This is a genomic window from Collimonas fungivorans Ter331 (assembly GCF_000221045.1).
In the GTDB taxonomy this organism is placed as follows: Bacteria; Pseudomonadota; Gammaproteobacteria; order Burkholderiales; family Burkholderiaceae_D; genus Collimonas; species Collimonas fungivorans_A.
Genome location: NC_015856.1, coordinates 1,267,806 through 1,287,644, shown reverse-complemented (window position 1 = coordinate 1,287,644; position 19,839 = coordinate 1,267,806). Strand labels below are relative to the sequence as shown.

Here is a 19,839-nt window from a genome sequence, read left to right as displayed (position 1 = left end):
AACGATGACCTCGCATATCACTCACCTTATCTGCGACTGCGACGGCGTTTTGCTCGACAGCGAGAGCATCGCTCTCACTGTCCTGCATCGCGAGTTGACGCCGTATTTGCCACCGTCCATGCTGCAGGCCGGAGCAGCGCTGCACAGCGCAATTGCCGAACGGCTGGGCATGATGACCAACCTGCTGCTGGATGAAGTCGATATCGCGTTCAAATTGGGACTGGGCGCGGCGGACTACGACGCCATCAACCTCGTGGTCGGCCGCGCCTGCAGCGAGGAAGTCAATGCGGTGCCCGGAGTCAGGGAAGCACTGGCTGCAATCGCCCTACCGAAAGCAGTCGCCAGCAACAGCAGCCTGGAGCGCATCCACGCCGGCCTGCGGCGCTGCGATTTGCTGCCCCTGTTTGACGGCCACATCCATAGCGGCCACGAACTGGGCAGTCCGAAACCGGCGCCGGACGTCTACCTGGCTGCCGCTGCCGGCTTTGGCGTGGCGCCGCAGCAATGCATTGCGATCGACGACAGCATCACCGGCGTCCGTTCGGCAGTCGCCGCCGGCATCCGGGTCATCGGCTTCACCGGCGTGGCGCACGACCGCAAGCAAGCCGGCGCCCGGCTGCTGGCAGCCGGCGCCGAACGGATATTCGACGACATGCAGCAACTGACAGAGCTGCTCGGCAGACAGACGGCGTGATGCCACGCATTTTTACGCATTTTTATATTGAGTCGCCGCCATCCGTGGCGACGATCCAAGAACAAAACAGAAGGAGACCATCATGGCAGGCGTAACTATCAGAAACCTCATCAAGAGCTACGACGACAATGAAGTCATGCGCGACATCAACCTCGACATCGAGGATGGCGAATTTGTCGTCTTCGTCGGCCCCAGCGGCTGCGGAAAATCCACGCTGCTGCGCATGATCGCCGGCCTGGAAGACATCAGCAGCGGCGACCTGTTCATCGGCGATACACGCATGAACGATGTGCCGCCGGCCAAGCGCGGCATCGCCATGGTGTTCCAGTCCTACGCGCTGTATCCGCACATGACGCTGTACGACAACATGGCGTTCGGCCTCAAGATCGCCGGCAAATCGAAAGCCGAGATCGACACCGCGGTGCAGCGCGCCGCCAAGACTTTGCACATCGATCATCTGCTGGATCGTAAGCCGAAAGCCCTGTCGGGCGGCCAGCGCCAGCGAGTCGCCATCGGCCGCGCCATCACGCGCGAGCCTAGCGTATTCCTGTTCGACGAGCCTTTGTCGAACCTGGATTCGGCCTTGCGGGTGAAGATGCGCCTGGAATTTTCGCGGCTGCACGACCAGCTCAAGACCACCATGATCTACGTCACCCACGACCAGATCGAAGCCATGACGCTGGCCGACAAGATCGTGGTGCTGTCGGCCGGCCGGGTTGAGCAGGTCGGCTCGCCGCAGCAGCTCTACCATCATCCGGCGAATCGTTTTGTCGCCGGTTTCATCGGTTCTCCCAAGATGAATTTCATCGACGGCAAGGTAGCGGCCATCGCCACCCATGGCGTGCTGGTCGAATTGGCCAGCGGCGGCCGCCAGTCGGTTGCGGTAGACGGCAGCAGCCTGCAGATCGGCGACCCGGTCAGCATCGGCGTACGCGCCGAACACCTGATGCTCGATCCGCATAATCCGATGCTGAAGGCAAAGTTCACGGTACTGGAAGCGCTGGGCGATTTTTCCTATCTGTACGCCGATTCCACCGCATCCGAAGAACCGCTGGTGCTGCGCGTGGCCGATACCGTGGACATGCAGCGCGGCAGCGAAATCGGCGTGTCGGCCGATCCACAGCGTTGCCATCTGTTCGACCAGAGCGGCCGTGCCTTGCGCCGGCTGGATGCGACTGTCTCGGCAACAGGGCAAGCGCATCCAGCCTCGGCACAGACGGCATAACCATTATTTATCAAAGCGGCGTTCGCCATTATTTATTCAGGACTCACCATGCAAGCCACTTCCTCCACCACCGACGCCGCCGGCAATACCTGGCTGCACATCGGCGCAGGCTCCTTCCATCGCGCGCACCAGGCGGTATACCTGCATCATCTGATGGAAACCGGCGATGCCAGCAACACCGGCTGGTCGCTGGCGCTGGCCAACATCCGCGACGACATGACGCCGCTGCTCGATGCGCTGGAGCGCCAGGGCGGCGCCTATACGCTGGAAACCGTGACGCCGGGCGGCGTGCGCAACTACGAAACGATCCGCTCGATCAAGACCATCGTGCCGTGGGATGCGGCGCTGCTGGAACTGACGGCGTTCGGCGCCCGGAGCACCACCAAAATCATTTCATTCACGGTCACCGAAGCCGGTTATTACCTGGACCACCACCATCGCCTGGACACCCGCAATCCGGACCTGGCGGCCGACCTGCAAGGTGAACTGAATACCATCTACGGTGCCTTGACCGCCATCCTGCGCGCGCGCGCCGCAGCCAACGGCGGCCCGGTCACCCTGCTCAATTGCGACAACCTGCGCCACAACGGCGAGCGGTTTCATGATGGCTTGCTGCAGTTCCTGGCGTTGCGCGGCGAAACCGCTCTGCAGCAATGGGTGAGCGACCACACCAGCAGCCCCAACTCGATGGTCGACCGCATCACGCCGCGTCCTACTGAAGAAGTCAGGACGCGCGTAGCGCAGGCAACCGGCCAGGCCGATCCCTGCGCGCTGATGGCGGAGTCGTTCATCCAATGGGTAATCGAAGACCAGTTCGCCGCTGGCCGCCCTGCCCTGGAAAAAGTCGGCGTCGAAATGGTGCAGTCAGTGCTGCCTTATGAAGAAGCCAAGATCCGCATACTCAATGCGACCCACAGCTGCATCGCCTGGGCCGGCACGCTGGTCGGCCTGAACTATATCCATGAAAGTTGCGCCCGGCCGGATATCCGTAAAATGGCTTATGACTATGTCACGCAGGACGTCATTCCCTGCCTGACGCCGAGCCCGCTCGATCTGGCGAATTATCGCGACGTGGTGCTGGAACGCTTCGGCAATCCGAATATCCAAGACAGCAACCAGCGCGTGGCCGCCGACGGTTTCTCCAAAATTCCCGGCTTCATCGTGCCGACCCTGCAGGAATGCATCGCGCGTGGCGCGGTGCCGCACGCCACCCTGGTCCTGCCGGCGCTTTTCTTCCTGTTCCTGCAACGCTGGGCAAAAAACGAGCTGCCTTATGCTTATCAGGACGGCATCTTCGACGAATCCGCCACCCGGACCATGCTCGCCAGCGCCGACCCGGTGCGCGCCTATTGCGCCGATCCCGCCTTATGGGGCACACTAGCTGGCAGCCCGCAGCTTGAGTTGCCGCTGCGGGAAGCACTGGTGCATGTACAAAACTGGCTTGCCCAGCAGACCTGACAGGATGCTGCGCTGGCAGCATCTGTGGCCGCGCATGTGTTAACAGTCACTGATAAAAATACAATAGGATGGGGATATGTATCTCGGCATCGATTTGGGCACTTCGGAAGTCAAGATCGTCCTGATGGACCAGGCCGGCAAGCTACTAGCCGACGCCGGCAGCGCACTCACCGTATCGCGTCCGCAGCCGCGCTGGTCGGAACAGGATCCGGAACAATGGTGGCAGGCTACCGGCGAAGCCATCGCCAAGCTGCGCGCAAAAGCGCCGGCGGAGTTCCGCGCCGTGCGCGCCATCGGCCTGTCCGGCCAGATGCATGGCGCGGTAGTGCTCGGCGCGCAAGACCGCGTCTTGCGCCCGGCGATTCTATGGAACGACTTGCGCAGCATCAGCGAATGCGTCGAGCTGACCGAACGCGCGCCGCAACTGCACCAGATCGCCGGCAACCTGGCCATGCCCGGTTTTACCGCTCCCAAGCTGCTATGGCTGGCGCACCACGAACCGGATGTATTTGCCGCCATGCAGATGGTGCTGCTGCCGAAGGACTGGCTGCGCCTGAAACTGACCGGCAACAAGGTATCCGAACCGTCCGATGCGGCCGGCACGCTCTGGCTGGATGTGGCCAAGCGCGACTGGTCGGATGAATTGCTGACAGCCACCGGCATGCGCCGCTCGCACATGCCGCGCCTGGTCGAAGGCGGAGAATCGTCCGGCACGCTACTGCCTGAAGTGGCTAGCGCCTGGGGCTTGTCGCCAGAAGTCATCGTTGCCGGCGGCGGCGGCGACGGCGCCGCCAGTGCGGTAGGCATAGGCGCGGTGAACCCCGGCGACGGTTTTGTCTCGCTCGGCACCTCAGGCGTGCTGTTCGTCGTCAACGACCGCTTCCGTCCCAATCCGGCCCAGGCCGTGCACGCCTTCTGCCACGCCCTGCCCGGCCGCTGGCACCAGATGAGCGTGATGCTGTCGGCCGCCAGCTGCCTGCGCTGGTTCTGCCGGCTGGTGAGCGTTGACGAAGCCACATTGCTGAACGAAATCGCCGAGCTCGATTCGGCCGCACTGGAAAACGCGCCGCTGTTCCTGCCCTACCTGTCGGGCGAACGCACCCCGCACAACGATCCCTACGCGCAAGGCGTATTCCACGGCCTGTCGCACGCCCACGGCCGCGCCGCGCTCGGTTACGCCGTGATCGAAGGCGTCACCTTCGGCATGGCTGATGGCCTTGCTGCGTTGCATACAGCCGGCACAGAAGTTACGGAATTGTCTCTGGTGGGCGGCGGTTCGCGCAGTCCGTACTGGGCGCAACTGATCGCCGATGCGCTGAACGTGCGCATGGTGACCCATGTCGGCAGCGAAACCGGCGGCGCACTAGGCGCTGCCCGCCTGGCCTGGCTTGCTGCCAACGACCAGCCTGGAAAGGAAGCCGTCATCTGCGCCAAGCCGCCGTTGCGTGAAGCATTCACCCCGAATGCGCAACGCCACGCGGCACTGCAGCCGCGGCTGGCAGCTTACCGCGAAATTTATCGCTGCCGCCCGGAACGTAATGCAGATGCCGCCCTGCCGGGGCATTGAATTGCTTTAATTTAGTGATTGATTACTGCTAGAATATATTTGTACTCTTGCATGTGTTTTGCAAAAGTAGTGCCGGTGTAGCTCAGTTGGTAGAGCAATTCATTCGTAATGAAGAGGTCGGGGGTTCGACTCCTCTCTCCGGCACCAGACATTCCTTATTTCATGCAGTACCGCAGCCACTTTGGCATAATTTCGGCGTAATCACAATAAAACGGGGTAGAACACTATTAGGGAAAATTATACGCCGTATAACAATCAATTATTTGATCATGCCTCGAAATGCCTTGATAATCGATGCGTTCTTATGGCGGGAAGCACAGGGAACAATAGGTTTGCGATGTAGCGGTTTCCAAGTATATCAATGGGCTGGAGGGTATTTGGAACCCCGTATGGCTACTTCCATCTTGTTGCCAGGATCGTGTGGTCCAGCGAAGGTCGAGGCCATTACACATTTCCTGCAATTCCTTGTTACATTCACATTGACGCGTTTGCCTCCGTCATGCGGCAGTTGTGTGCGCGCAAGGCAGATCCTGAGTTTTCCTTTCTACATAGCTAAAGATGTGTGCTGAGCGTCGACGTATCATCTCTTGTCCTCGCTCTAGATTAATAAGTGAATCTTGGATTTGCCCCTGTCACTCAGAACACCATGACACCTTTAAGTTAGCGATGTCGTCCGGTGCCTGAACTCCATACAAGAACGGTATTTTCAAGGCACTGTGCAGGTGGCGCTCATTGTAATGCTCAAATCCTGCGGCCAGATGCTTGAGCGCCGTAGGCAGATCCGGTTTATTCAAAAAGGCGATGTAATCATGCCTCATAGGCTTCACGAACGATTCAGCCATGCCGTTACTTTGCCCGGACAGGTGCAGCCGTACTACTGCCGCAGAGCGCTCTACACGGAGAACGTCACAGACCTTTTTCATCGGCGTCTCGCGGCACTAATGGCGAGTGCCCAATCCAGTTTTTTGAGCGACCGCACTTCACGCAGAATTTCGTTCTCCCTAGTCTTCTTGCCCAGAATACGCTGCAGCTCCTTGATTTCTTTCAAGGCTTGGGAAAGGCTGCAATCAGACTACCTTCCTGGTACTGCTTGCGCCAGCAAAAAACCTGGTTTGCATCCACGCCACATTGGCGGGCCACCGGAGAGATGGATTTCCCGGCTTCGAATGTTTCCTGGACGTTTACCAGTTTCTCCTGCGGTGGATGCGCTGATGCCTTTCAGATTCCGTCAATACTTCGAATTGTTCAATGTTTGCATAGGCTTAAAACTAGTCACAAGGCTGTCTCTTATTTTAGAGGTGTTCACGTATCCTGTGATTCAAGGGGCCAATCCAAATCTATTGCAAGAGTTCACTCCCTTAACTGAAACAGAAGTCCGAGAAGCTATTTAATGATGAATCACGGATGTGGTATTGGCGCGGACCAAATTGACTTGCACAGGGCACTGAAAGATAGCGATTTAGCCTATGGTGAGTTACAGCGAAAAAACGAAATGCGCGTATTGCTGGACATCGCACTTGATTGGCTGACGATTCTAGCGATGACCTATTTTGTCTGGCGCGCGGGAAGCTATGCAGTACCAGTAGCGATAATTGTCGTAGCAAATAGACAGCGCGCGATGGGCAACCTCCTACACGACGCTGGCCATCGTAATCTGTTCAATTCGGACAAGGCAAATGATCTGATTGCAACATTTCTCTTGGCCCCAGCGCTTTTCAATAGCCTGGCGATTTACCGCAAATTGCACTCACGACATCACGCCTTTCTTGGCGATCCATTGCGCGATCCTGATTACATTACTTCAATCACGGGAGAGCAATCGTCGTGGTGGTTGACTTATCGAAAATATATTTTCTCGTTCGGATGCTGGCGCGGCTCTGTCATGGGACATCTCGGTATACCAGACCTGAATCTCAAGCGATCCGCCTATATTTATTTCTGGTGGCTCTCGATTCTCGCGATGGCTGTTATCGTGATGAATATTCAATTTGCACTAACCTTCTTTGCCCTTTGGATGATCGCGAAAGCGAGTATGTTCCATCTGGTAACGACATTCCGAGAGATGTGTGACCATTTTGGCCTTGAGCCAGGAGGAATTTTCTCATTCACACGAGATGTCTCAACGTTGAGTCCGTGGCGTTGGATCGTGCATCCTCGAAATAATGGGTACCACCTCACGCACCACCTGATGCCAGCCGTTCCCTATTACCGGCTTCATCAAACACATGAAATGTTGATCAAACTCCCTCACTATATGGAGCGAAGTGTGCGCTGCAGTGCATATTTTTACGGAAAAGCCGCTGTTATCCAGAGTAACGGATAAGGAAGAAATATATGATGTCGCGCAATTTGAACTTCCTCCATATCGCCGCACTGCTCGTTTCCGCAAGCTATGGCATCGGCTTTTTGTTCGGATCAGGGGAACTGGCGCTCAGACTCGGCATGGCTGGCAGCATCTACGCAATGGCGACCGCCACCGGCATGGTTTTTCTCGCGCTATTTTCTCGACGACTTTGGTCTTCTGGCATGCAGATATGGGATGTGTTCGGACGGGCTTATGGCGCAAAAATGAAAAATAGTGTTGCGCTTCTGTCGCTCATCTGGATGGCTGGTGTATTGGCAGCCCAGATACATGGCAGCGTTGCGATTCTTAAGCTGGCCGGTTTGCCGGCAGGGCTGAGTTATGCGCTTTCTCTCACGTTGCTTCTTGCTGCTTGTTCGCTTAATTTACGTCTTGCTTCGAAATTGTTTTCTCTCTGCTTGGTTGCCAGTAACCTCGCGCTGTTGTATGCGCTGAGTAACGTTGATGGCCTACATCTTTACGTGGAAGCGGTACCGCTTTTTATGCAAGACGTCCATTTGGCCCGGCCATATGAACTGTTCGTAACGATGGTCGCCATCGTCTTTCTGGTTATTACAGGTGCGGATTACCAGCAATTCGTTATTGCGGCACGGCGCCCGATTGATGCGATCCTCGGTTGCCTGCTTGCGGCAGGATTTCTGTTCCTAACAGGTTTTCTTCCCGCAGCAGCAGTGTTAGCCGCACGCCAGGCTGGCATGCTGAATGGACTCGCTGATGCCAAGCAGGTCATACCATTTTTGCTCATGCAATTCACAGGGCGTGCCGGAACAGGCGTATCAATCGGTTTGTTATTGGTTCTTCTGTCTGCTGCGCTTGGATCCGGCGCTGCGATCATCCGTGCAATGACTGCAGCCCTTGCGTCAACCATTTCGACAAAACGGCAAGTGCCACATTCCCTTTTGATGCTTATCATCACGCTTGCCGGCGCTATTGTTGCCGCTCGCGGGCAGGCCATTATTGACACCATGGTGGCAGTCAATATCGTGTACATCGCCAGCATTGCCGTTCTTTTTATCGCCTTGCAGAGAGGCATCGTAATGCTACCGCAAGCCGCACAATTTATCATGGGCGCCGGTTTTGTCACTTCCCTCGGTTTATACTTTGCGGGATGGATAGGATTCTTTGCCGGTCGTGTCGAATTGCTGTCACTCCTATCCGGGTTGATTTCATCCGCTGCTGTACTTGTTGTGATCGGGCTGACTCGTTTCAAACGCCTGAGCCAAATGACAATCCCAATTCCAACTGGCCCAATTGTACGTCTCCAGCTTGGGTCTGATGCACGGCAGGAAGATGGCCCGCATATTACTAAAGACGGAACCAAGAACTTGGAATCGCAGACTGGATGACTACTGCCTCGCAGGACATCGCAGTGGAGGCCTTCGTGCCTGTCGCGCATGGGCTTGGGTTGCTTGGCGTTAGACTATCGACACTGTCACGCATTTTGACGAACCAGTATGGACAGTGTCGGATTTTATGCCAGACCGTCATCCTCGTAACAATGGCTTGCTATCAGTAATCTGTTGCGAAAATTTTTCACGATACTTCGCCAGCGAACACTCATGCGTTTTCTTCAAAATCGGCGATGCACTAACTCATCCCATACGATTTTCCTACTGCCACGTTTAGCGTGAATAGTTGTTGACGTTGATAACGTGCAAGGCTCCATATACAAACAAATGATACGCTGGCTAGCAAGCTGAAATACAGCGCGAGAGGTAACCACTCCCCCTTATAGTTGCCGGCGATTAGCGCACCAATTAAAGGGGTCGTCCCTCCTGCCACAGCGCAGCAGAACTGATATGCGATCGAAATCCCCGAGTAACGCAGATGCGTTGGGAACACTGCGATCATAAAGCCGGCAATGACAGCATAGACAGCAGACAAAGGGATCACAGCCAATGAAATGCCGACGATCATGACGACCGGGTCTTGCGTATTGACCAGCAAGAACATTGGGTAGGGTGCCAACATTGACAGCAACGCTGCGGCCATCAGGAACCGAGCATTGCCGTAACGTTCCGCAAGCAATGCCGAAATGGGTTGTGAGCATAATTGAATGATCGTCACCACCAGGAGGACATCAAGAATCGTCGACTTTTGCATGCCGAGATAGCTTGTCACGTAGGAAATCATAAAGGTATTGGTGAAAAAGAAGCCGGCGGTACTGATGGTTATCGCGCCGGCGCCAAGCAAGATTGGCACCCATGCAGTGCGTAACACTTCAGCTACCGGAAATTTGGCAAGTCCCTCTGCCTTCACAACCGATTCAAACTCCGGAGACTCACTTACTCCTATGCGGATGAACACCCCAATGATCAATAACACGAAGCTCGCCAGGAAAGGTATGCGCCATCCCCAAGAAATGAGATTTTCGTGAAACATTGATGCCACTGCCCGGAACGATAGAAGCGCCAGGATCAGTCCCGCAGGACTACCCATTTGAGGAAGCGACGCAAAGAATGTTTTGCGCCCGGCCGGCGCGTGTTCACATGCCATGAGCACGGCCCCCCCCCATTCCCCGCCGACCGCAACTCCCTGCAAAATACGAAAAAAAATCAGCAAAGCCGGAGCCCAGATGCCAACTTGTCCATACGATGGAAGCAGGCCAATGGCAGTCGTTGCAATGCCCATGAGGAACATCGTAATAACCAGCATTTTCTTGCGTCCTAACCTGTCACCAAAATGACCGAATACCATGCCACTCAATGGTCGAGCAATGAAGCCGACTGCAAACGTGGCAAACGACGCCATCGTGCCTTGAAATTGATTGAGATTTGGAAAGAAGACTTCGCCTAACACAAGGGCTGCGGCTGTAGCATAGATATAGAAATCGTAAAACTCAACTGTTGTGCCTACAAAACTGGCAATTGCAGCCCGACGAGAGTGAGAGATGTGAATTGCAGAAGACATGGGACTTGATCCACAGTGAGAGCTATCGTTCTGAGCAGATTGATGACATATTCGTGTTGGTTCCAGATCTGGGTCAAGGTTTATTCTTACCCGACGTCTGCTTTGTCGGCATGTTGCGGAATATAGGACCTCAAGCTGTCCAGAAAAACCGACTCCGCAGGAGAATAGTTACGTTCGATATTCCATAATAAATGCAAATCGACATTAACAACGCCGTCGTCCGGAGGAAGTCGAAAGAGTCTTTGCTGCATGACGTCGCTACGCGCGATTTCCTCAGGCAAACAGCCAATTCCAAATCCTGAAAAAATGAGTCGACGCATTTCGGTCATACTTGCTGAGGAAGCGACTACACGGCCGGAAAATCCATTTTGCTCGCGAAATAGAGTAAGTTTCGAAAAATTGTCACCGATCTGGTCGCCTGACACCGACACTATATTTTCGTCGCGCAGGTCAGCAACAGTGAGGTTCGACCGCCCGAACAGATGATGATGTCTTCCGCAAAAAAAAGAAAATTTCTGTGGAATAAATAGCTGTTGCTGGATTTTTTTTGGCAGCAAATAGTCCGGGCTGATACCTGCCGTTGCCGTCTTTTGAAGCAAAGCATTGACAATGTCGGCGCTTCTCATCACTTGAATTTGCAGGTCAATACGTGGTGAGGCGCGATGAAATTTCGCCAAAAAATCATCGTAGCTGGTCGAACTTATTCCGCTGACAACCAACAAGCGGGCGACACCGGAAATGTCCCGATCATCGATATCGCCATCGGCAGCTGCCAGTTGTGAAATATTGCCGTAAATTTCCTCCGCAAGCCGTTGGATGAGCATTCCCGCTTGCGTAATCTCAAAGTGCGATCCGCTCCGCTTGACTAGGACTTTTCCTAACTGATCTTCAAGTCGCTTAAGCGCCTGGCTTACTGCGGGTTGTGTGAGGTGCAGCTTACCTGCCGCCCGACTGATGCTGCGCTCTTTGGCAATCACCATGAATGTCCGTAGCAGATTCCAGTCGAGGCGATCGTTAAGCAAGCTCGATTTGACTCTTGGTTTTATTGGGTCGGCCATGTTCATCATTAGCTGGAATTATATACCTGATAATAATTGATTATTGGAAACTTATAGGAATTCAGGCGAGAATTCAAGCGTTCCAAGAGGGTTCTGTTGTTTTCAAATTTTCGGCTCGGACAGTATGCGATATGTCGGGCAGGTCATTTGTTGAGATGGTGCCGCAGATAGCACGGACAGTCCGCGGCGCGATTTGTCCAGTGAATTTTCCCACGGAATGGTGTTGGTGGCCGGACATGAAGGTATGGCAGAACGCTTTTGCGGGGCACCCGAAGATGTTGTTTTGAGGAAGTGTCTCTCGATAGTTCGATTCTGCGAGCTCACCAGCTTATTGCTGGCGCTGCCAAAAAATTCATAGCCATCCCGATTTTGCAAGGCAAATTTTTGATGTTGCAAATAGCTTGCTTGTATTGCAATAAAAAATGCCGCGGCCATTATCCCGCAGAGAAAGAATCGGAAAGAACAGCGAGAATTTGACCGGCGCCAGTATCGCAATCGTAATTTGATTGAACGTTTTTTCACCCAACTAAAGCAGTTCAGAAGAGTGGCAACACGCTACATAAAATTTACAGAATTGCCTATCTATTTTGTGCGGCGAATTTAGGTTTTGTCACATTAAGGATTTTTTGGCTTCACAGATCAGTGAATTTAAATGATGAATTTTTTATAAAAACCTTAATGCGACAGAGTTTTCGGATGTCTTGCTGGATGTGGTTCCTGGTCGCGGCGTCACAGTTGCGAATGATTACCCAGATGTATATGGATGGTGAAATGACTGCGGAATTTAACTATAACGATGTTCAATTTCTTCTGAAGCTGGGGAAAGCGGAAGCTAAAGAGCTGCGTCGCAAGATGAAAAGCTTGACCGATGCCTCTCGGCGGGCCCTGCTGCGAGAGAGGGAGATAGAATGATGCGCCGTGTGGTTGTGACGGGGCTGGGCATTGTTTCTCCACTGGGTTGTGGCACGGAACTGGTATGGCAGCGCCTAATTGACGGACGTTCCGGACTTCGCGTGCTGGGAGACGAAATTGTCGGCGATCTTCCTGTTAAGGTCGGCGGTACCGTGCAAGACAGGACAGCCGATCCCGAGGGCGGTTTCGCACCCGAAATCTCCATTCCGAGCAAAGAGTTGAAAAAGATGGACCGCTTCATCCAGATGGCAATGGTCGCCGCTGAGGAGGCGCTAGCAGATGCCGGATGGGCTCCGCAAACCGACCATCAATGCGAGCGCACTGCGACCATCATTGCGTCGGGCATCGGCGGTTTTCTCGGACTGGCCAATGCGGTAAGGATAGGTGAATCGCCTGGCGTGCGGCGGCTGTCGCCTTTCACCATTCCGTCCTTCCTGGCGAATCTGGCGGCCGGCCAAGTATCGATTAAGCATCGGTTTCGGGGGCCGCTCGGTTGCCCTGTGACCGCCTGCGCGGCTAGCGTACAGGCGATCGGTGATGCGATGCGCCTAATTCGTGCGGGAGAAGCGGATATTGTGCTGGCAGGCGGCGCCGAAGCAGCTTTCGACAAAGTCAGCCTTGGCGGATTCTCGGCGGCGCGGGCTTTGTCCACGGGCTTCAACGAACAGCCTGTTCGCGCCTCGCGCCCATTCGACCGCGACCGTGACGGGTTTGTGATGGGTGAAGGCGCGGCAATGTTAGTGGTAGAGGCGCTGGACCATGCCATAGCACGCGGCGCCATCCCGATCGCCGAAATCATTGGCTATGGAACCACCGCAGATGCCTATCACATGACGGCCGGCCCCGACGATGGGAATGGCGCCATGCGGGCGATGAGGCTGGCCCTGGCGATGGCGGGAATAGCCCCCGAGCGTGTCGACTACGTCAACGCCCATGCTACATCGACGCCGGTTGGCGATGCGGGAGAAATTGCGGCCTTGAAGACTATCTTCGGAACCAGCACGGGGCCGGCTATTTCCTCTACCAAGTCTGCGACGGGACATTTGCTGGGGGCGGCGGGCGCCATCGAGGCAGCGTTTTCAGTTCTTGCTCTCAGGGATGGGGTGCTTCCCGGAACCCTCAATCTGGAGCATCTCGACGATTCCGCGATTGGCCTCGATCTGATAGGGCCGTCGGCGCGTCGCGCCCCAATTGAGATAGCGCTGTCCAACGGGTTCGGGTTCGGCGGAGTCAACGCCTCGGTGCTCTTTCAACGGTTCTCCGCTGAACGGAAGGAGAATGTGCGTTGATTACGCCGTTCATGCCGAAAACGAAAATGCCCGGCTGCCGACAACCAGTCTGCGGCCGGCGGTCGATGCGCCCATCTACATTGCTTGCGCGGGATGGCGAGGCCGCGTCGCGCGCAATCCGAGTTCTAGTCATTCTATAAAAGGAATCTCTCCGTGTTAGATACCCTAATCGTTGGCGCCCGCTGCGCAGGCTCCACACTCGCGATTCACCTGGCGCGCGCCGGCAAGAGCGTCCTCGCTATCGATGCGAACAATCTGCCGAGCGACCAACCGCTGTCCACCCACTGGATTTCGCCCCACGGCATGGCTCTGCTGGACGAGTTAGGCCTCGGCGATAAGGTGCGTCGCTTCGCACCGCCGGTGCCGAGCATGATGTACGGCGCCGATGAGGAGATCGGCCGCGTTGTGTATCCGGCCGGCGGGCGCTGCTCCTGCCCGCGTCGTATGGATCTTGATGCGCTCCTGGCAGACGAAGCGCGGGCCGCCGGGGCAGAGATCCGTCCTCGTACCAAGCTGGTCGAGCTGCTCCGCGACGGCGAACGGGTCACCGGAGCCGTGGTCGAACACGCCGGGACGCGCGAAGAGATCCGGGCACGGATCGTGGTCGGCGCGGATGGCCAGCACTCGACCACAGCGCAACTCGTCAGCGCCGAGGAGTATCACGGGTACGACTGCCCACGCGCGATGTACTGGGCGTACTGGCCGAGACCGACCTGGTTCGACGACGATCCGCGCCACCTGGGGGGGGCGATGAACTGCAGCTTCGGCGACGACGTCGTCTTCATCTTTCCAACCAACCGCGATCTCTTGCTCATCGGGGTGGCGTTCCCGAGAACGCAGCTACCGGAGTGGAAGGGGCGAGCACTACAGAAGCTGCAGGAGACGCTCCAGCGCAACCCTTACACGGCGCCGCTGACCGCTGGAGAGCCTAAGAGCAAGGTGCTCGGCGCATTGAACCTGCGCTTTTTCTTCCGCCAGGCGGCGGGGCCGGGCTGGGCCCTGGTTGGCGACGCAGGCCTCTTCATGGATCCGTCCCCCGGCTTCGGGATCACCGACGCGCTTCGCGACGCCCGGTCACTGGGGCGGGCGATCATCGAGGGCGGGGACCAGGCGCTGGTACGCTATTGGCGCCAGCGAGACGCGACTTCAATCGACCTCTTCGAATACTCCCGCAGCCGCGGCGCGCTCACCAACAACAACCCGCTCAGCCGGATGCTGTTCGGCAAGCTGGCGGCGGACCCGACGCTGCAGGCGCGCTTGCTCTCCGCCCAGAATCGCCAGTGCTCGCCGTTTGCCGTATTCAACCCCAGCGACATTAAGAAGTGGGCAGATGAGGCCGTTGAGCGTGGCGAGGTGGGCGTGATCCAGCCTTTGATCGAGATGTCCCGGAGAGGCGAGGAGATCCGCAGCGAAATGGCGTTACGCCAGCGCCTGGCCGAGCAGGCTAACGCCACCCCAGTCCGGGCGCCCGAGTTCGACCAATCGAACCTGCTCGCATCCAGCGCCGACCACGCCCTCGGCGTAAGCGAGCCGGTATGACCACAAATAACGTCGGCGCCGACTCGTACCGGACAATCGCGGAAGTCATCGCAGCAGGCTTGGCGGAAATTGCACGCCCGAGATCCGGCATGCAATTTCTCAATGATGACCGACGACGTTCCGGTCGAGGCTGCGGCAGAGATCGGTCTCGGCATGCCGCGCCGATTGGCCTGGAGGCCACGCAATTTCCAATCCTGGTGATGCCCAGCCAGCATTCACAGGACCTACGTTAAGTCACCCGAGGAGATAGGCTATGACCATCGAAGCATCGTTGGAGGCCGACACCGCGTTTGCGCGGCTCAAGCTTCCAGAAAAATTTCATCGAACCAGTCACTTCGCCACCGCACTCTATCTAGCGCACGCCCTCGCATTCTTCCTGGTTCCGGCCATGGTGGCCTTCGCCATCGTCGATATTCCAGCCTCGACGCCGGTGCGGATAGGTTTGGCACTCGTCCTGGGAATCATCGGTGGCCATGGAATGCACCTCTTGACCTTTGTTGGACACGAGGGAATGCACACGAACCTGCACCGAAACAAGTACATCAGTGCGGCGCTGGCGGTACTCTTTTCGTCGCTGGTGCCGTTCTTCTTCATCGTGGGCTTCAGCATGACCCACTGGAAGCACCACCGCTTCACCGACCAGGACATCGACCCCGATGCACAGATTTACTCGCAGTACAACAACTTCGTGTCACGCTTCTTTCTCGCGCGGTCCGGGACCGTCCGGGTTTACACGAAGAATGCCTTACGCATGGCACTGGGCCTGCCTTGGCCGGAGAACACAAAGCTTCCGTTCTCCGAGCGCGAAATGCGCTGGATCACCCGCATCAACATCGCCCTCGGCCTATGCGGCGTGACGGTGTACGCGCTCATCTGGCATCGCTCGCTGTGGCTTGGTTTCACGGTAATGCTGGTCCCGTATTTCGGGTTGTACGTGATGAGCGCCATGCGCGCGTACCTGGAACACACCGGCACCGCGCCGGGTCGATACCACGATGCCCGCAGCTACACATCACCCATCTACACAGCGCTTTTCTTCGGAAGCAACTTCCATCTCGAGCACCACCTGTATCCGGCCGTCCCGTGTTACCGGCTGCCCGCATTGCACGGGCACCTAGCGTCGCAAGGACTGATCAAAGCGACGGGCGCTCAGGTTGAGCGGTCGTTTTTTGGCGCGCTGCGCTATACGACAGGGCGCTTCCCTTACCCGCACGTCGAATTACCGTCTAAGGCGGACGATTTCCTCGAACGGATTGCCGACGGTCGCTTCGATCGCGAAGCAGACTCGGCGGGTACGCGAGCCGGCGAAGCGATGGTCGCAGTCGTGCGCGAGTAGAAGCAGAGGACCATCTTGAACGCCCATATCATCCCGACCTCGGGTCGGCTATCCCGGAACCAGAGTGCCGTGTACGCGGCGAAGTAAGGAAAAATCATGTTTATCCAAAATGCGTGGTACGCGGCAGCCCTTTCTGGAGAAATCAAGAGCGAGCCTTTTGCGCGAACCATCCTGAATGAGAAGATTGTCATGTACCGCACCTCAGCGAACCAAGTCGTCGCGCTTGAGGACCGCTGCGCCCATCGACAAGTTCCGTTGTCGCGGGGACGCCTGATCGGAGACGAACTTCAGTGCTGGTACCATGGGCTCCGCTACGACTGTTCGGGGGAGTGCGTCAATATTCCCAGCCAGAGCACGATCCCGAAGGGCGCGCGCGTCCGTTCGTTCCCCGCCGTCGAGAAGCATGGCTTCGTCTGGCTGTGGCCCGGCGACCCGGACCAGGCAGACGAGAGCGCGATCCCGAACCATTGGGTCTGTTCGGCGCCCGAGCTCGCGGGGACGATGAGCTACTGTACCATCGCCTGCAACTACGTGTTCGGAATCGACAACATCCTCGACATCTCGCACGCCGCCTTCGTTCACGCGAAAACACTAGGCTCACTTGACATCGTCGAGACTCCGCCTGAAATCGTGATTAACGACGACGAAGTCCGCGTGCGCCGCTACATGCGCCGCGAGAAAACGCCTCCGCTGTACAGCCGGATCCTGCAACTCGACTACATCGACCGCTTCCAGGAGGTCCTCTACTGGCCTGTCGGCAACACGCGGGTCGAAACGAGAGCCCACGCGTGCGACGACGCCGACGGTAAGGTCTTTCACGTCTATACGACGACGATCTTCACTCCCGCCACCGACACCACGAGCCACGTCTTCGTGGGCATGCATCGCGATTTCGATATCGACAACCACGGGTTTACGGAGTTCACAGCGAAAGAAGTGTTCTCAACCGTCATGGAGGACAAAGACGTCGCCGAAAGCCTTCAGGCGAACTGGAGTCCCACTGCACCGATGATCGATATCCACCTTGATCGGCCAGCGTTCGCGGCGCGGCGGATACTGGAGCGAATGGGCGCAAACGCCTCCATACGAACGGGCCACGGGACGCCCCTGCCCCAGTTTGAAGAGGTATAAATAGATGAACGCTACCCTCACAGAGAAAGAAACGCCGATGAGTCGCCAAAGACACGCTGGTCTCTATGTTGATGAGTTGTTGCGCGAGCTCGAGACGTCGGCGCAGGACGAGGTCAGTTTGCGGCATCCCATGACGTTCGGAGAAGTCGTCGGCCACGGCCGGGTGGAACAGCTCGCGGCTGCCGTCGAGAGCATATTTTCCGAGGTCGAGCCGGATCACACATGGAGCGGCGATGATATTGGCGGGCGCGAGTGGCATGGACAGTTCCAGGACTACCGCATTCGTGGGGTGACGGTGGCACGGCGGTTCGGCCAGCGCGTACAGGTCGACATCTTCCTCGCCTCGTTCCCCGCGCCGGTTCGGCAGGCGCTGCACGACGCGTGCCGGGATCTCATCGACGCCGACGCATGGTTGCTTCCCCCTGGAACCGATGCCGCGTTGCCGCCGATCCCCACCGACGAAGTGCTGGACGCCAAGTTGCCGTTCGGTCTAGCTGCCAACGCGTTCCTGACCAGTCCCGTAGCCTGCAAGCCGATTCGTGGTGCCGCCTACGTCGAACGACTGTGCGGTCACTCAATCGTCGTCTATGGAGGACGCGCAAACGGGCCGCGCCTGACGGCAGGCGCCACGACGCTGAGCCTGTGGACGGGGTCGGTCGCCGGACTGCCGCTGGAAGTGGCGAACGTGATCCACTGGGAGGATGCGCAGCATGTGAAGGTCATGGCAATGGCGATGCGCCCTTGGCCCGTCGTCGCACTGTTTCAAGCGCGCATGCAAGCGCGAACGCTCTCGTTTCTCGATGCCTCGTACTTCGAGTCGGGCGACGGCGCTACCTCCCCTCCAGCATGATGAGGTACAAGTAATGAACGTTCCCCTAGCCCCGGCGCTGCAGGCGCAGTCGAGCTCGATTTCGCCGTGGCCGGTTTTTTGGATCGCGAGTGTGGCGGTCTTCCTCGTCTCGATCGACGTCACCCTGCTCTACGCGGCATTTCCCGCTTTGCAACGGGCGTTTCCCGAGGCCGGCTCGGCGCACCTGTCGTGGGTCCTGACCGGGTACACGTTGGTCTTTGCCGCATTGCTTGTGCCGGCGGGCCGCTTCGCCGACCTGCGCGGACGCAAGCGCACGTTCTTGCTAGGACTTGCCATGTTCCTGGGGGGATCCCTCGGCTGCGGTTTGGCTAGGGACGTCGCGACTCTGATCGCAATGCGCGTAGCACAGGGAGCCGGCGCGGCGCTATTGTTCCCGGCATCGCTGTCGATCTTGCTGGCAGCATTTCCCGCCAGCAAACGCGCGGTCGCCGTGGGCTTGTGGGGCGCAGTCAGCGGGGTCGCAGGTGCGCTGGGGCCGAGCCTCGGCTCTTTCCTGGTCGATCGCTTCGGCTGGCCGTGGGCCTTCTTTCTCAACCTGCCGCTTGGCGCGATCACGCTATGGCTTGGGTGGCGCATTCTCGACGAGTCGCGCGATCCTGAGCGCGGCGCGCCGATCGACGTCATCGGTGTCGTCCTGCTGATCCTCGGCGTTGGTGCGATCACTTTCGGCCTGGTACAGTCCGAGGCGGTCGGCTGGATGTCCCCGATGGTGATCCTGGCAATCGCGGGCGGGCTGGCGACGCTGGGAGCGTTCGTCGTCTGGGCGCGCACCGTGCGTGCCCCTGCCATCGATCTCTCGCTGTTCCAGGACCGGACGTACTGCTATATCAATCTTGCATCGCTGTTCTTCGCGATCGGTTTCGCCATGATGTTCTTCCAGACGTTCCTATTCACCACAGGTGTCTGGTCGTATTCGCTGACGCGCGCGGGGCTGGCTGGCAGCCTTGGGCCGTTGCTCGTCGTCCCCACGGCGATCGTGTGCGGACGGTTCGCGGCGCGTGCGGGGCACAAGTTACTGCTGGTGACCGGAAGCCTGATATCCACGGCGGCGAGCATTTGGTTCGCACTGGTACCCGGGATCAATCCCGACTATCTGCACACCTGGCTGCCGGGGGCGCTACTCACCGGACTAGGCGTAGGCATGGTCATGCCTTCACTGTCGGCGGCCGCCGTCGCGCATTTACCGCCTGCCCGGTTCGGCGTTGGCTCTGCCGTCAACCAGGCGGTACGCCAGATGGGATCGGTGCTCGGGGTGGCGCTCACGGTCGCCATAACTGGCCATGCGACGCTGAACCTCGCCGCATTTCACACCCTCTGTTACCTGCAGATCGCGCTTGGTTTTGCCACCGCAATCCTGTGCGTACCAGTCGACACGCGATCCCGGGCACCTGCGCCTGCGACGGCGCATTAATCTGGCGCGCCGTCGCTTAGCGCATGTCTGTAAATAGTGTTTTGGGAAGTATTGATATTTCTATAGTGATAAAAAA

Annotated in this window: 16 protein-coding genes, 1 tRNA gene and 2 pseudogenes; 14 read left to right on the top strand and 5 right to left on the bottom strand. The window is 57.5% G+C overall.

Annotated features, from left to right (window positions below; all coding sequences use genetic code 11):
- Positions 1-4: 4 nt before the first annotated feature.
- The 5 genes from CFU_RS05705 to CFU_RS05685 all read left to right on the top strand — a co-directional run bounded on the left by CFU_RS05705 (position 5) and on the right by CFU_RS05685 (position 5,091).
- Positions 5-694, top strand: coding sequence for an HAD-IA family hydrolase (locus tag CFU_RS05705; RefSeq protein WP_041741368.1), 690 nt, complete (start codon positions 5-7; stop codon positions 692-694).
- Between the two features lie 82 nt (positions 695-776).
- On the top strand, positions 777-1,919 hold the full coding sequence (gene ugpC / locus CFU_RS05700; protein WP_014005084.1) for a sn-glycerol-3-phosphate ABC transporter ATP-binding protein UgpC: 1,143 nt from the start codon (positions 777-779) through the stop codon (positions 1,917-1,919).
- Between the two features lie 48 nt (positions 1,920-1,967).
- The gene (gene dalD, locus CFU_RS05695) at positions 1,968-3,377 is read left to right on the top strand and encodes a D-arabinitol 4-dehydrogenase (protein WP_014005083.1); all 1,410 of its coding nucleotides are present in this window, start codon (positions 1,968-1,970) and stop codon (positions 3,375-3,377) included.
- 76 nt (positions 3,378-3,453) lie between these two features.
- Positions 3,454-4,944 carry a xylulokinase gene (xylB, locus tag CFU_RS05690; RefSeq protein ID WP_014005082.1) on the top strand — a complete coding sequence of 497 codons (1,491 nt, stop codon included), beginning with the start codon at positions 3,454-3,456 and terminating at the stop codon, positions 4,942-4,944.
- Positions 4,945-5,015: 71 nt separating this feature from the next.
- Positions 5,016-5,091, top strand: a tRNA-Thr gene (locus CFU_RS05685).
- A 508-nt stretch (positions 5,092-5,599) separates the two neighbouring features.
- Here the strand turns inward: CFU_RS05685 and CFU_RS25510 are convergent.
- Both CFU_RS25510 and CFU_RS25505 read right to left on the bottom strand, forming a co-directional pair.
- Positions 5,600-5,804, bottom strand: a pseudogene (locus CFU_RS25510) (integrase core domain-containing protein); the annotation flags it as partial.
- A 24-nt stretch (positions 5,805-5,828) separates the two neighbouring features.
- Positions 5,829-6,194, bottom strand: a pseudogene (locus tag CFU_RS25505) (transposase); the annotation flags it as partial.
- Between the two features lie 140 nt (positions 6,195-6,334).
- On the opposite strand from CFU_RS25505, the gene CFU_RS05670 reads away from it, so the two are divergent.
- Both CFU_RS05670 and CFU_RS05665 read left to right on the top strand, forming a co-directional pair.
- Positions 6,335-7,267, top strand: coding sequence for a fatty acid desaturase (locus tag CFU_RS05670; protein WP_081466416.1), 933 nt, complete (start codon positions 6,335-6,337; stop codon positions 7,265-7,267).
- 11 nt (positions 7,268-7,278) lie between these two features.
- Positions 7,279-8,652: a hypothetical protein gene (locus CFU_RS05665; protein WP_014005078.1), complete on the top strand. Its 1,374-nt coding sequence runs from the start codon at positions 7,279-7,281 to the stop codon at positions 8,650-8,652.
- A 241-nt stretch (positions 8,653-8,893) separates the two neighbouring features.
- Here the strand turns inward: CFU_RS05665 and CFU_RS05660 are convergent, their stop codons facing one another.
- The 3 genes from CFU_RS05660 to CFU_RS24375 all read right to left on the bottom strand — a co-directional run bounded on the left by CFU_RS05660 (position 8,894) and on the right by CFU_RS24375 (position 11,709).
- Positions 8,894-10,216, bottom strand: a complete 1,323-nt coding sequence (locus CFU_RS05660) for an MFS transporter (protein ID WP_014005077.1) — start codon at positions 10,214-10,216, stop codon at positions 8,894-8,896.
- Between the two features lie 86 nt (positions 10,217-10,302).
- On the bottom strand, positions 10,303-11,274 hold the full coding sequence (locus tag CFU_RS05655; RefSeq protein WP_041743039.1) for a LysR family transcriptional regulator: 972 nt from the start codon (positions 11,272-11,274) through the stop codon (positions 10,303-10,305).
- 102 nt (positions 11,275-11,376) lie between these two features.
- The gene (locus CFU_RS24375; RefSeq protein WP_148264768.1) at positions 11,377-11,709 is read right to left on the bottom strand and encodes a hypothetical protein; all 333 of its coding nucleotides are present in this window, start codon (positions 11,707-11,709) and stop codon (positions 11,377-11,379) included.
- Between the two features lie 273 nt (positions 11,710-11,982).
- Here CFU_RS24375 and CFU_RS24805 point away from each other — a divergent pair, with 273 nt between their 5' ends.
- The 7 genes from CFU_RS24805 (at position 11,983) to CFU_RS05620 (ending at position 19,763) form a co-directional block, all read left to right on the top strand.
- Positions 11,983-12,186, top strand: coding sequence for a hypothetical protein (locus CFU_RS24805; RefSeq protein WP_041741367.1), 204 nt, complete (start codon positions 11,983-11,985; stop codon positions 12,184-12,186).
- Positions 12,183-13,475, top strand: coding sequence for a beta-ketoacyl-ACP synthase II (gene fabF / locus CFU_RS05645; protein ID WP_014005075.1), 1,293 nt, complete (start codon positions 12,183-12,185; stop codon positions 13,473-13,475). Before CFU_RS24805 ends, fabF begins: the two co-directional genes overlap by 4 nt.
- Positions 13,476-13,628: 153 nt before the next feature.
- Positions 13,629-15,014 carry an NAD(P)/FAD-dependent oxidoreductase gene (locus CFU_RS05640; protein ID WP_014005074.1) on the top strand — a complete coding sequence of 462 codons (1,386 nt, stop codon included), beginning with the start codon at positions 13,629-13,631 and terminating at the stop codon, positions 15,012-15,014.
- 253 nt (positions 15,015-15,267) lie between these two features.
- Positions 15,268-16,350, top strand: coding sequence for a fatty acid desaturase family protein (locus CFU_RS05635; protein WP_014005073.1), 1,083 nt, complete (start codon positions 15,268-15,270; stop codon positions 16,348-16,350).
- 96 nt (positions 16,351-16,446) lie between these two features.
- Positions 16,447-17,481 carry an aromatic ring-hydroxylating dioxygenase subunit alpha gene (locus CFU_RS05630; RefSeq protein ID WP_014005072.1) on the top strand — a complete coding sequence of 345 codons (1,035 nt, stop codon included), beginning with the start codon at positions 16,447-16,449 and terminating at the stop codon, positions 17,479-17,481.
- Positions 17,482-17,485: 4 nt separating this feature from the next.
- Positions 17,486-18,331, top strand: coding sequence for a hypothetical protein (locus CFU_RS05625; protein WP_050808484.1), 846 nt, complete (start codon positions 17,486-17,488; stop codon positions 18,329-18,331).
- Between the two features lie 13 nt (positions 18,332-18,344).
- Positions 18,345-19,763, top strand: a complete 1,419-nt coding sequence (locus CFU_RS05620; RefSeq protein ID WP_041741366.1) for an MFS transporter — start codon at positions 18,345-18,347, stop codon at positions 19,761-19,763.
- Positions 19,764-19,839: the final 76 nt, after the last annotated feature.

Excerpts from the sequence above, each read along its gene's own strand:
- CFU_RS05705 (WP_041741368.1), top strand. The coding sequence starts at position 5 with ATGACCTCGCATATCACTCACCTTATCTGCGACTGCGACGGCGTTTTG.
- ugpC (WP_014005084.1), top strand. The coding sequence starts at position 777 with ATGGCAGGCGTAACTATCAGAAACCTCATCAAGAGCTACGACGACAAT.
- dalD (WP_014005083.1), top strand. The coding sequence starts at position 1,968 with ATGCAAGCCACTTCCTCCACCACCGACGCCGCCGGCAATACCTGGCTG.
- xylB (WP_014005082.1), top strand. The coding sequence starts at position 3,454 with ATGTATCTCGGCATCGATTTGGGCACTTCGGAAGTCAAGATCGTCCTG.
- CFU_RS05670 (WP_081466416.1), top strand. The coding sequence starts at position 6,335 with ATGATGAATCACGGATGTGGTATTGGCGCGGACCAAATTGACTTGCAC.
- CFU_RS05665 (WP_014005078.1), top strand. The coding sequence starts at position 7,279 with ATGATGTCGCGCAATTTGAACTTCCTCCATATCGCCGCACTGCTCGTT.
- CFU_RS05660 (WP_014005077.1), bottom strand. The coding sequence starts at position 10,216 with ATGTCTTCTGCAATTCACATCTCTCACTCTCGTCGGGCTGCAATTGCC.
- CFU_RS05655 (WP_041743039.1), bottom strand. The coding sequence starts at position 11,274 with ATGGCCGACCCAATAAAACCAAGAGTCAAATCGAGCTTGCTTAACGAT.
- CFU_RS24375 (WP_148264768.1), bottom strand. The coding sequence starts at position 11,709 with ATGGCCGCGGCATTTTTTATTGCAATACAAGCAAGCTATTTGCAACAT.
- CFU_RS24805 (WP_041741367.1), top strand. The coding sequence starts at position 11,983 with ATGTGGTTCCTGGTCGCGGCGTCACAGTTGCGAATGATTACCCAGATG.
- fabF (WP_014005075.1), top strand. The coding sequence starts at position 12,183 with ATGATGCGCCGTGTGGTTGTGACGGGGCTGGGCATTGTTTCTCCACTG.
- CFU_RS05635 (WP_014005073.1), top strand. The coding sequence starts at position 15,268 with ATGACCATCGAAGCATCGTTGGAGGCCGACACCGCGTTTGCGCGGCTC.
- CFU_RS05630 (WP_014005072.1), top strand. The coding sequence starts at position 16,447 with ATGTTTATCCAAAATGCGTGGTACGCGGCAGCCCTTTCTGGAGAAATC.
- CFU_RS05625 (WP_050808484.1), top strand. The coding sequence starts at position 17,486 with ATGAACGCTACCCTCACAGAGAAAGAAACGCCGATGAGTCGCCAAAGA.
- CFU_RS05620 (WP_041741366.1), top strand. The coding sequence starts at position 18,345 with ATGAACGTTCCCCTAGCCCCGGCGCTGCAGGCGCAGTCGAGCTCGATT.